This window comes from Stenotrophomonas maltophilia (assembly GCF_003970865.1).
GTDB classification, from domain to species: domain Bacteria; phylum Pseudomonadota; class Gammaproteobacteria; order Xanthomonadales; family Xanthomonadaceae; genus Stenotrophomonas; species Stenotrophomonas maltophilia_AR.
The window spans coordinates 1-11,472 of record NZ_RXLZ01000096.1; the positions used below are offsets into that span (position 1 = coordinate 1).

The 11,472-nt window shown below is 67.0% G+C and carries 11 protein-coding genes; 9 read left to right on the forward strand and 2 right to left on the reverse strand.

Annotated elements, in window-relative coordinates; translation table 11 throughout:
* The first annotated feature begins 233 nt into the window (after positions 1–233).
* On the forward strand, positions 234–794 hold the full coding sequence (locus tag EKL94_RS20985) for a GNAT family N-acetyltransferase (RefSeq protein WP_126930502.1): 561 nt from the start codon (positions 234–236) through the stop codon (positions 792–794).
* Positions 795–930: 136 nt separating this feature from the next.
* Positions 931–1,248 carry a hypothetical protein gene (locus tag EKL94_RS20990; protein ID WP_024958820.1) on the forward strand — a complete coding sequence of 106 codons (318 nt, stop codon included), beginning with the start codon at positions 931–933 and terminating at the stop codon, positions 1,246–1,248.
* Positions 1,249–1,323: 75 nt separating this feature from the next.
* Here the strand turns inward: EKL94_RS20990 and EKL94_RS20995 are convergent, their stop codons facing one another.
* Complete coding sequence (locus tag EKL94_RS20995; protein ID WP_126930503.1) at positions 1,324–1,977, reverse strand: YceH family protein; 654 nt, start codon at positions 1,975–1,977, stop codon at positions 1,324–1,326.
* Between the two features lie 101 nt (positions 1,978–2,078).
* Between EKL94_RS20995 and EKL94_RS21000 the strand changes: the two genes are divergently transcribed.
* From EKL94_RS21000 to plsB, 4 genes are all read left to right on the forward strand, one after another.
* On the forward strand, positions 2,079–3,002 hold the full coding sequence (locus EKL94_RS21000) for a 5'-nucleotidase, lipoprotein e(P4) family (protein ID WP_126930504.1): 924 nt from the start codon (positions 2,079–2,081) through the stop codon (positions 3,000–3,002).
* Positions 2,999–3,724: an orotidine-5'-phosphate decarboxylase gene (pyrF, locus tag EKL94_RS21005; protein WP_126930505.1), complete on the forward strand. Its 726-nt coding sequence runs from the start codon at positions 2,999–3,001 to the stop codon at positions 3,722–3,724. Before EKL94_RS21000 ends, pyrF begins: the two co-directional genes overlap by 4 nt.
* 424 nt (positions 3,725–4,148) lie before the next feature.
* Entirely contained in the window at positions 4,149–5,102 is a 954-nt protein-coding gene (locus EKL94_RS21010; protein WP_126930506.1) for a hypothetical protein, read from the forward strand.
* The gene (gene plsB, locus EKL94_RS21015) at positions 5,102–7,738 is read left to right on the forward strand and encodes a glycerol-3-phosphate 1-O-acyltransferase PlsB (protein WP_049436179.1); all 2,637 of its coding nucleotides are present in this window, start codon (positions 5,102–5,104) and stop codon (positions 7,736–7,738) included. The genes EKL94_RS21010 and plsB overlap by 1 nt, the downstream gene beginning before the upstream one ends.
* A 145-nt stretch (positions 7,739–7,883) precedes the next feature.
* Here plsB and EKL94_RS21020 read toward each other — a convergent pair whose 3' ends face one another.
* Positions 7,884–8,087 carry a YdcH family protein gene (locus EKL94_RS21020; RefSeq protein ID WP_005421068.1) on the reverse strand — a complete coding sequence of 68 codons (204 nt, stop codon included), beginning with the start codon at positions 8,085–8,087 and terminating at the stop codon, positions 7,884–7,886.
* A gap of 91 nt (positions 8,088–8,178) precedes the next feature.
* On the opposite strand from EKL94_RS21020, the gene ttcA reads away from it, so the two are divergent.
* From ttcA to EKL94_RS21035, 3 genes are read left to right on the forward strand one after another with little or no spacing between them, the layout of a single operon-like run.
* On the forward strand, positions 8,179–9,099 hold the full coding sequence (gene ttcA, locus EKL94_RS21025) for a tRNA 2-thiocytidine(32) synthetase TtcA (protein ID WP_185830069.1): 921 nt from the start codon (positions 8,179–8,181) through the stop codon (positions 9,097–9,099).
* Between the two features lie 36 nt (positions 9,100–9,135).
* Entirely contained in the window at positions 9,136–10,041 is a 906-nt protein-coding gene (locus tag EKL94_RS21030; RefSeq protein WP_005411825.1) for a recombination-associated protein RdgC, read from the forward strand.
* A 59-nt stretch (positions 10,042–10,100) separates the two neighbouring features.
* Positions 10,101–10,880, forward strand: coding sequence for a M48 family metallopeptidase (locus EKL94_RS21035; RefSeq protein ID WP_106551166.1), 780 nt, complete (start codon positions 10,101–10,103; stop codon positions 10,878–10,880).
* Positions 10,881–11,472 lie beyond the last annotated feature (592 nt).

Sequence of the window (11,472 nt, forward strand, 5' to 3'; positions counted from 1 at the left end):
TTTGTTGTTATTCCTGATTATTGGTTAGCGATATCTAGTTACTGTTTTTGTTGTTTGTCAAGACAAAAGCGGAATATGAGGTAGGAGTACGTTTCGGTGGCTTGGAAATTGGAATAAGGGGCAGGCCTCTGACAGGTTCCGTGCGCGCCAGCCACGGAAAAGAAAAAAGAAAATCAAAAGCAACAGCAGCCGGGGGCTGAGGCACAATCGGGCTTTCGGTTGGAGGTCTGCGCGTGCATCCGATTGAAAGCGAACGTCTGCGGTTGCGCCGGATCGATCCGGAGCGTGATGCGGGGCAGATGCTGGCGCTGTTGAATGATCCGGGCTTCGTGCGCTTCATCGGTGATCGTGGCGTGCGTACGCAGCAGGAGGCGCGCGACTACGCGGCGATGCGGGTACTGCCGGCCTATGCGCTGCATGGCTATGGCATGTATGCCATCGAGCGGCTGGCCGATGGTGCCTGGCTGGGCAATGCCGGGCTGGTGCGGCGGGATGGCCTGCCGGGGCCGGATATCGGCTATGCGGTGCTGTCGGAATTCGCCGGGCAGGGCTATGCCGGTGAGGCGGCGCGGGCGGTGTTCGCGCATGCGCGCGCTGGGCTGGGCCTGCAGGATCTGTATGGCATTACCGATCTGGACAACGTGGTGTCCGGGAAGATCCTGCTGGGCCTGGGTATGCAGGAGCGCGGGGTGATCCAGCTGCCGGGCGTGGACAGCCCGAGTCGGCTGTATGCCACGCCGGGTGCGGTGGCGGTACTCATCGGGGGGCATGACGCATCTGGACAAGCCGAATGAGGATTCTTGCATTTGGCGATAAACCGGCGAGTCGTCCGGTTCGCCGCCGATGCTTCCGGGTTTCATGAGATGACCCACCTGCTGCGTTGGGCAGCGCTGTGGTCATTCCCGAAACCCGGAAGCTCCAGGAGTTCTCATGAAGCTCATGCCTTTGGTCACGACGATGCTGTTGAGCGTGGTATCCGCGTCTGCATCTGCGTTCACGCTTCCCCAGATGAGTGACCTCTCACCGCACTCGAGCACGCAGGCCTGCCAGGGCGCGTGGAACGCGTCATCAGCCAGCCGCAGTTGCCATGTCAACCGTATTGATGGACGACCCGGCACGCAGTGCTACGTCGATGTCAGGTGTGTGCGCAACAACGGCAGCCAGCTGACCAATCAGTACACGATGGAGGAATGGGGCGTGCGCGCGCTTGCGAACTGCGATGGCTTCCTGAGAGTGGGAGGCTGCTGAACCGCCGATCGGTCCCGGGCGGATTGGTCCCGAGGGGGTGCCGGCCGGTGGCCGGCACTACCCTGCGGCTGCGCCTCAGTTACCGCGCAGTTCGGCCAGCTGCGCCTGCAGCTCGGCCACGGCCGCTTCCAGCTGGGCCACGCGCTCGGCCAGGCCTGGATCGGCCGCATCGCTGCCACCGCCGCTGCTGGCGTACCTGGCCGCAAGCGCCGCGCCATCCACTTCACCGCATAGCAGGTGCATGTAGCGGTCTTCGCGCTGGCCGCTGGCGCGCGGCAACACCACCAGCAGCGCGCGCTGCTGCAGGCGCTCGATGGCGTGGCGGGCTTCGTCGGCGTCGGCAAAGCGGTGCAGGCGCTCGCTGCGCGTGACCAGTTCGCCCAGGGTCTGCGGCCCACGCAGCAGCAGCATCGCCAGCAGCACGGTCTGCTGCCGGGTCAGGTCCAGCACGGCCTGCAGGCGGTGCTCGTAGCGGTCTGCGCGCGAGGAGAAGTGCTGGCGGGCCAGGCCCAGTGTCTCCAGTTGGCGCAGCGCGTGCTGCACGCTCCCGGCGTCGACGTTCATCACCGGCTCGCGGGCGGTCTTCTGGTTGGCGGCCGACTGGGCGGCGTTGACCGTCAGCGGGTAGGTGTCCGGGGTGGTCGCCTCCTTCTCCACCAGGCAGCCCAGCAGGCGGGCCTGCACGGCGTCGAGCAGGGGGACGTCGGGGGTCTGGGCGGAATCGGTCATGGCGGCCTCCGGAAGGGCAACGGGTCAACCGCCAAGCATAGCCGTCCCCGGGCCGGCTTTGCCGGTAAAATGCGCCGGTATATCTGATTGCCGGTGAATCCATGCGTCGTCCCGTTTCCCTGTCCCTGACCCTGCTCGCCACCGCGGCGCTGGGCCTGTCCGCCTGCAAGCGCGTGGATGCGCCTGCCGCCGAAGCCACTGCGCCGGAGGCCCCGGCCGCCGCTGCCAAGGCCGATGGCGCGCTCGATGCCACTGCCAACGACAACCTCAATGCGGTGCTGTGGATGCAGCGTGCGCAGGAGTACAAGGCGATCACCGAGCAGACCTACCGTGCCGCCGCCGACCACCTGGATGCCGCGCTGAAGGAAGCCCACTGGGATGCGCTGGTGCCGGAAGAACGCGGCAACGAGGCCAAGGGCCTGAAGCCGGCCGTGGTGCTGGACGTGGATGAGACCGTGCTGGACAACTCGCCCTACCAGGCGCGCCTGGTCCGCGACGGCAAGGAATACGACGAGCTGACCTGGGACCAGTGGGTGGCCGAAAAGAAGGCCAAGGCCATTCCGGGCGTGGTTGATTTCGCCAAGGCCGCCAACGCCAAGGGCGTGACCCTGCTGTACATCTCCAACCGTGCCGTGCACCTGAAGGACGCGACCCTGGCCAACCTGCGCGAGCAGGGCCTGCCGGTGGCCGATGACAGCGTGTTCCTGGGCCTGGGTACCGTGGTCGAAGGCTGTGAGCAGGCCGGCAGCGAGAAGAATTGCCGCCGCCGCCTGGCCGGGCAGAAGTACCGCGTGCTGATGCAGTTCGGTGACCAGCTGGGCGACTTCGTGGAAGTGACCGCCAACACCAATGAAGGCCGTGACGCCCTGCTGCAGCAGTACCACGACTGGTTCGGCGAGCGCTGGTGGATGCTGCCGAACCCGACCTACGGCGGCTTCGAGCCGGCGCAGTTCAACAACGACTACAGCCAGTCGCGCCAGGCCCGCCACGACGCCAAGCGCGCCGCCCTGGACTACGCACCGTGAGCCGCGCGCCGCTGCCGCTGCGCGATGACGAGCGCCTGATCTTCGCGCTGGACGTGCCTGATCGCGTGCAGGCGCTGGAGTGGGTCGATCGCCTCGGCGACAGCGTGGCGTTCTACAAGATCGGCATGGAACTGCTCGCCTCCGGCGAGTACTTCCAGGTGCTGGACGAGCTGGCCCGCCGCGACAAGCGCGTGTTCGTCGACCTGAAGTTCTTCGACATCCCGGCCACTGCCGCGGCGGTGATCAAGCGCCTGTCGCAGTGGCCGGTCAGCTACGCCACCATCCACGGCTGGCACCCGACGATGATGGAAGCCTGCGCCGCCGCCAACAGCGGTGACATGCGCCTGCTGGCGGTGACCGTGCTGACCTCGATGGGCCGTCCGGACCTGGCGCAGATGGGCATCGATCGTGAACCGGTCGACGTTGTGGTTGAGCGCGCGCTGGCTGCCCAGGCCGCCGGCATCGATGGCGTGATCGCCTCGGGGCAGGAAGCCGGCCCGATCCGCGCCGCTACCGGCGCCGGGTTCTCGATCGTCTGCCCGGGCATCCGCCCCGGCGGCCCGGCCGGCGATGACCAGAAGCGTACCGTTGGCGTGGCCCAGGCCTTTGCCGATGGCGCCGATGCCATCGTGGTCGGTCGCCCGATCCGCCTGGCCGCCGATCCGCAGGCCGCGGCCCGGGCCATCCAGCAGGAAATCGCGTCGGCGCTGGCTGCGCGCTGAGATTCCGCTGCGCAGGCTGCAGGCTCGAACGCCATCCCGACCCGCGCGGGGTGGCGTTTTTGCATCCGTCCAGCAAGCGGTTGTGCCCGAATCGCCGCAAAACCTGCCGTAGATTTCATCGTCTCCATGCCAGGCATGAAGATTATCAATAAAATCAATAATTTAGGCTGCACTACGTGAAGTGTTGCCTTAACTTCAGCGGCAGCGTAGGATCGCCGCCATCCGGTCCTCGGGCCGGACATGTGCCACAACACTGTCCACCGGCCCTGCGCCGGCTTGAAGAGCCTGTGATCCCCGTGATCCCGGCTCTTTTTTTATTCCCATCAGTGACTTGCATAAGCAACAACGGAAACCGTGACGTCCCGGCTTGCCGCTGTCACGTCGCAGGCCGCAAGATGCGGACCGGTCCGGGGAGTCCGAGTGCATGAGCGTGGCAGTGCGAGGAAGGTCTGCGCGTGGATGGGGGCTGGCAGCCATGCTGCTGCTGGCCGTGACCGCCTGCCGTGAATCGGCCAACGATCCGGCCAGGCCGGCGGCCGAACCGGTTGCGGCGGTGCAGGCGATGGCCCTGCGCCTGGCCGAAGACGATCTGGTCGGCTACGCAAAGCTGTCGGTACCGCCAAGCCAGTACCAGCGGCTGCAGCAGGCCTGGGCCGAGGGCCACAGCCAGTGGCCGCTGACCGAGCTGCCGCTGGGTGACCAGCTGCTGCCGATGCTGGCCGCACTGCGCACGCCCAATGCCAGCGCCGAACTGCAACGCAGCTTCGACCGCCAGCTGGCCGGCCAGGCCGGTGCCGTGCGCCAGGCCGCGCAGTCGATGGGCAACTTCGGCGTGCAGTACCTGCGCCACCAGAAGGGTTACACGCCCGGCCAACAGGCTCACTACATCGCCCTGGTGGAAACCCTCGCCAGCTGGGCGCAGGGGGCACCGATCAGTGACCGTGCCCGCGCGCGCAGCACCATCGCCGCGCTGGTCGGCGCGGCCGGCAAGGTCGGCTTCGACGATGAGGCTGGCATGCAGGCCGCGGGCATGGAAGGCAGCCTGCAGCAGCTGGCACCCTTCATCCATACCCTCAAGGCCGTGCTGGGCAGCTACGGGCTGGGCGTGGACGACGCGCTGCGCAGCGTGCGCGGTGAGCTGCTCTCGGTGGAGGGCGACAATGCGCTGGTACGCCTGCACTACGACCTGGCTGGCCGCGAAATGACCCTGCAGCTGCCGCTGAGCCGCCGCGAGGGCCATTGGTACCTGACCCGCACCCTGGCCGATACCGACGCCCTGCTGCGCAAGGCCGATGCGGTCCGCGCCGCTGCGTCGCCGTCACCGGCTGAAGCCCCCGCCGAGGGTGGGGAAGCGGCAACGCCGCCGCCTAAGCCATAATGGCGCCGATGTCGAAACAGAACCCGCTGCCGTTCCCCGGCGAAGAATCCCAGTCGACGCCCGCCGATACGGTGCCGGCGTCCCCCTCGACCGGTACCGGCCCGAACCCGGTACCGCCGCCCGCGCACGCGCGTCCGGCGGGCCGCCGCCCGCTGTGGGCGCGGTTGCTGGGCCGCCTGGTCGAGCCGTGGCTGTCGCTGAAGATCGAGCCGGAAGACCCGGGCCAGTACAACGATGGCCGCCCGGTCATGTACGTGCTGGAAGACTACGGCCTGTCCAACGCGCTGATCCTGGACAAGGCCTGCCGCCAGGCCGGCCTGCCGTCGCCGCTGGTGCCGCTGGCCGGTGACCCGACCGGCCGCAAGCGCGCCTACCTGGCGCTGTCGCGGCGCAGCTCCAGCAACTCGCTGATCCCCGAGCAGCGTGGCGCAAAGACCCACTCCGATTCGCTGGCCAAGGTGCTGCAGGCCCATCGTGTGCGCGATGACCTGGACGTGCACCTGGTGCCGGTGTCGATCTTCGTCGGCCGCGCGCCGGACAAGCAGAGCGGCTGGTTCGCCGTGCTGTTCTCGGAAAACTGGGCGCTGGTCGGCCGCTTCCGCCGCCTGCTGGCGGTGCTGCTCAACGGCCGCAGTACCATCGTCCGCTTCGCGCCGCCGATCTCGCTGCGCAGCACCGTGGACGAAGGCCTGGAGCCGGAGCGCACGGTACGCAAGCTGCAGCGCGTGCTGCGTACGCATTTCCGCCGCATCCGTGAATCGGTGATCGGCCCTGACCTGTCGACGCGGCGCCTGCTGGTGGACCAGGTGCTGGCCGCCGAACCGGTGCGCGAAGCGATCGCCTCGCAGGCAAAGCGCGACAACTCGAAGCCGGCCGATGCCTGGAAGAAGGCACACGCCTACGCCTGGGAAATCGCCGCGGACTATTCCAGCCCGGTGGTGCGCTCGGCCAGCTTCATGCTCAGCCACGTGTGGAACCGCATCTATGCGGGCGTGCTGGTGCACCACCTGGACAAGTTCAAGGCCGCCGCACCGGGCCACGAAGTGGTCTACGTGCCCAGCCATCGCAGCCACATGGACTACCTGCTGCTGTCCTACCTGTTGTACGACCGTGGCATCGTGCCGCCGCACATCGTGGCCGGCATCAACCTGAACCTGCCGGTGGTCGGCACCCTGCTGCGCAAGGGCGGTGCCTTCTTCATCCGCCGCTCGATCCGTGGCAACGCGCTGTACTCGGCGGTGCTCAGTGAGTACGTCGCGCAGCTGGTGGCCGGTGGCTACTCGCTGGAGTACTTCGTCGAAGGCGGCCGCTCGCGTACCGGCCGACTGCTGCAGCCCAAGGGCGGCATGATTTCGATGACGCTGCGTGCGTTCCTGCGCCAGCCGCGCAAGCCGGTGCTGTTCCAGCCCATCTACATCGGCTACGAGAAGCTGATGGAGGGCGGCAGCTACCTGGACGAACTGTCCGGCCGGCCGAAGGAAAAGGAATCGATCTGGTCGCTGCTGTGGGGCATCCCCAAGGTGCTCAAGCAGAACTACGGCCAGGTGGTGGTGAACTTCGGCGAACCGATCGCACTGAACGACGTGCTGGCCGAGAAGGCGCCGGAGTGGAAGGGCGAGGCGGTGTCCGAGGACGAGAAGCCGGCGTGGCTGTCGACCACGGTGGATACGCTGGCCGAGCGCATCCAGGTGCGTATCAACGGCGCCGCCGACGTGAACCCGATCAACCTGCTGGCGCTGGCCCTGCTGTCCACGCCGAAGCACGCGATGGGCGAGGCCGACCTGATCGCGCAGATCGAGCTGTGCAAGACGCTGCTGGTCGAGATGCCGTATTCGGACCGGGTGACGGTGACCCCGCACTCGCCGGAGCGGATCATCGCCCACGCCGAGGAAATCAACGTCCTCACCCGCATCAAGCACCCGCTGGGCGATGTGCTCAGCGTCAGCGGCGATACCGCGGTGCTGCTGAGCTACTTCCGCAACAACGTGCTGCACCTGTTCACCGCCTCGTCGTGGGTGGCCTGCTGCTTCCAGAACAACCGCCGCATGAGCCGTACCGGCCTGGTCCAGCTGGGCCGCACGGTGTACCCGTTCCTGCAGGCCGAGCTGTTCCTGCCGTGGAGCGAGGACGAGTTCGCACAGCGCATCGACCAGACCATCGACGTGTTCGTGCGCGAAGGCCTGCTGCAGAACGTCAACGATGACGACGGTGGCATCCTGGCGCGCAACACCGGGCAGACCGACGAGGTGTTCCGCCTGCGTGCGATCGGCCATTCACTGCAGCAGGCGTTCGAGCGCTACTACATCGCCATTTCGGTGCTGGTGAAGAACGGCCCGGGCGTGCTGGGTGCGGCCGAGCTGGAAAGCCTGTGCCAGCAGGCGGCGCAGCGTTTGAGCCTGCTCTATGCACCGGCTGCGCCGGAGTTCTTCGACCGCACCCTGTTCCGTGGCTTCATCCAGAAGCTGCGCGAGCTGCGCCTGGTGTGGCCGGACGAGAACAGCAAGCTGCTGTTCGACGAGCGCCTGGATGCCTGGGCCAAGGACGCCAAGTTCATTCTCGGCCGCGAGCTGCGCCACACCATCGAACGGGTCAGCCCGGAAGCGGCACGCCCGGACGAGCCGGCGCCGCAGGATTGAAGGCAACGCCGGGTCCTGCCCGGCGGGTGGGAACCTTGTGGGTAGGTGCGGACCTTGGTCCGCACACCTTCCAGCCGTGCCAACCAAGGTTGGCACCCACCAGAGCAGTAGGCCAACCAGAGTTGGCCCCCACCCAAACCCGGCCTCAGGCTGGTTCGTCGGGAATCTGCAGGCTTTCCAGCCTGGCGATGCAGTCTTTCAGCTGCAGCTTGCGCCGCTTCAGGCGCTTGGCTTCCAGTTCATCCTCGCCGTTGGCCGCCATGCGGGTGATCTGTTCATCCAGCAGGCGGTGCTCGGCGCGCAGGGCGGCGAGGTGCTCGACGATCTCGGCGGGGCTGTAGGTGTCCACAGCCTCCGAGCATACACAGCGATGATGACTGCCGGGAGAGGGGAATCCCGACCCCCGGCCGTGGCCGCTCCGAGCCGTTAGAATGGAGCCCATGAGTGCCGTGATTTCCCTCCCCGATCCCCAGCCGCGCGCCGCCCGCGATCCGCGTGTGGCCGAGCGCGAGCAGCACAAGCTTGCCAAGCGCCTGCGCCGCCAGGTCGGCGAGGCGATTGCCGACTTCGGCATGATCGAGGCCGGCGACAAGGTCATGGTCTGCCTGTCCGGCGGCAAGGACAGCTACACCCTGCTGGACGTGCTGCTGCAGCTGCAGAAGAAGGCGCCGGTGCCGTTCGAGCTGGTGGCGGTGAACCTGGACCAGAAGCAGCCGGACTTTCCCGAGCACGTGCTGCCGGAATACCTGGCAGGCCTGGGCGTGCCGTACCACATCATCGAGCAGGACACCTATTCGGTGGTCAGCCGGGTCATTCCGGAAGGCAAGACGATGTGCTCGTTGTGCTCGCGGCTGCGTCGTGGTGCGCTGTACAACTACGCCGAAATCCATGGCTTCACCAAGATCGCGCTGGGCCACCACCGCGACGACATGGTGGCCACGTTCTTCATGAACCTGTTCCACCACGCCAAGCTGTCGGGCATGCCGCCGAAGCTGCGCAGCGACGACGGCAGGCATGTGGTGATCCGGCCGCTGGCCTACGTGCGCGAGAGCGACATCGTCGACTACGCGCAGGCACGCCAGTTCCCGATCATTCCCTGCAACCTGTGCGGCAGCCAGGAGAACCTGCAGCGCCGCCAGGTCGGCCTGATGCTGAAGCAGTGGGAGAAGGACCACCCGGGCCGCATCGAGCAGATCGCGCGCGCCATGGGCGAAGTCCGGCCCTCGCAGCTGGCCGACACCACCCTGTTCGACTTCATGGCGCTGGGCCGTCGCGACGACGCGCCGCTGCCTGACGCCCATGCCTGGCTGGCCGGTTCCCCGGCCGACGCCGACGCAGATCCCGAGACGCCCACCGTTTAAGGTCGGTCGCCCTTCCTCTTTGCCATCCGGAATTCCATGTTCTTTCGCAACCTGACGTTCTTCCGTTTCCCGACCACCACCGATTTTTCCGAAGTCGATACCCTGTTGCCGCACGCCCTGCTGAAGCCGGTCGGCGCGCTGGAAATGAATTCGCGCGGCTTCATCTCGCCGTTCGGCCGCGAGGAGAAGGAACTGCTCTCCCACCGCATCGCCGAACACCTGTGGCTGACCGTGGGCGGCGAGGACAAGATCCTGCCGGCGGCGGTGGTCAACGACCTGCTCGAGCGCAAGCTGGAGGAGATCGAGGAGAAGGAAGGCCGCCGCCCGGGTGGCCGCGAGCGCAAGCGCATGAAGGACGACCTGCTGCATGAACTGCTGCCGCGCGCCTTCGTGAAGTCCTCGCGCAACGACGCCTTCATCGACCTGCAGCACGGTTACGTGGCGGTGGATACCTCCAGCCGCAAGACCGGCGAGTACTTCATGTCCGATATCCGCGGCCTGCTCGGCAGCTTCCCGGCGATGCCGCTGAACGCCGAAGTCGCGCCGCGCTCGATCCTGACCGGCTGGATTGCCGGCGAGCCGCTGCCGACCGGGCTGAGCCTGGGCGAAGAGTGCGAGATGAAGGACCCGGTGGAAGGCGGCGCGGTGGTCAAGTGCCAGCACCAGGAACTGCGCTGCGACGAGATCGACAAGCACCTGGACGCCGGCAAGCAGGTGACCAAGCTGGCGCTGATCTTCGAGGACAACCTGTCCTTCGTCATCGGCGACGACCTGATCGTGCGCAAGCTGAAGTTCCTCGACGGCGCCCTGGACCAGCTGGAGCATGCCGACGAAGACGGCCGCCGCGCCGAGTTCGACGCCCGCTTCGCCCTGCAGAGCGCCGAGATCCGCCGCCTGTTCCTGTTGCTGGAAGAAGCCTTCAAGCTCAGCAAGGCTGACTGAACAGGCAGCCCGACGGCCGCCGGTCATCCGGCGGCCCGAAGCGGCGCTATGCTGGACGCATGAGCCGTCTGCTGCGCCGCCTGATCAGCCCGACCCCGCCCGCCACCGTACAGCGCGACACCGTTCGTCTGCGGCTGGAGGATGCCGAGATCGAGGTACTGCGCGTGCGTGATCCGCGTGCGCGCCGCATCAAACTGAGCGTGGACGAACGCGGCGCACGCTTGACCCTGCCGCTGCGCGCAAGCCTGGTGATGGGCGAACGCTTCCTGGAACAGCACCGCGACTGGCTGGCACTGCAGCTGCGCCAGTACCAGGGCCAGGGCCTGCCGGCACCGCTGCAGCCCGGCGAAGACGGCGTGCTGCCCCTGCGTGGCGAACTGCTGCCGCTGCGCTGGCAGGAAGGCCGCTACGCGCGCCTGGAGATCGACGCACACGGCGCCTGCGTGCAATGGCCGACCCGTGGTGGTGACGCCACCCTGCGCCGCCTGCTGCGTGAGTTCTACGAAGCACAGACCCGCGCCGATGTCGGCCGCTGGCTGCCGAAGTACCTGCCCACCCTGCCGCGCGCACCCAGCCGCCTGCGCCTGAAGGTGATGTCCTCGCAATGGGGCTCACTGGCCCCGGACGGCAGCATGGCACTGGACCTGGCCCTGGTGCTCGGTCGTTCGGAAGCGTTCGAGTACGTGCTGGTGCACGAGCTCTGCCACCTGATCCAGCCCAACCATTCGCCCGCGTTCTGGCACGAAGTGGAACAACGCTTCCCCGCCTGGCGCGAACAGCGCGATTACTTCCAGCTGGAAGGGCGACGCCTGAAGGCCATGCTGCGGCAACTGCTGTAGCGCCAGCGCTACAGCAGCTGCCCACGCATTCTTCCTCTATCCCCGCCTTCGGCGCGCCCCTTCAACAGAAGGGGCTTCACTCCAGACCGCCTTGGCAACGCGCCATGGAGCGCGCGCAGCGCGCGATCCGCTCCTGCTCTTCTTTTCTTTCTTCCGTGGTGGGCACACCGGAATCTGTCCGTGGCTGGGCGGGGTGGGTTGCGCAGGGGCGTGAGCCGCATGGATGCGGCGACCGAGCTTACAGGGGTGAAGGCGCTTTGCTTGCGAAGCACTGCTTCGCAAGCGCCTGAACGCACAGCCGCCAGCGGCTGGGCCGGGCCCCGGAGGGGTACTTGCAGCGACCCCTGCGCAATCCACCCCGCCCGGCCAAACACGGCTTTGCCTTCGGATACCACCCACCACGAAGGGCTCAGCCGTTGGCCGGTCCCTTATACCCAACTGACCCTGCCGACGATCTTACGCGGTAAGGCCTCGCGGTGCGCCGTGTGCTACGAAAAAACACATATACAACGGAGACGCAGCCACACTCTCATCTCATCTGGGCACAGCGCCGCCCGCCACTTGCTCCGATGTCTAACCCATGCTGACCAGA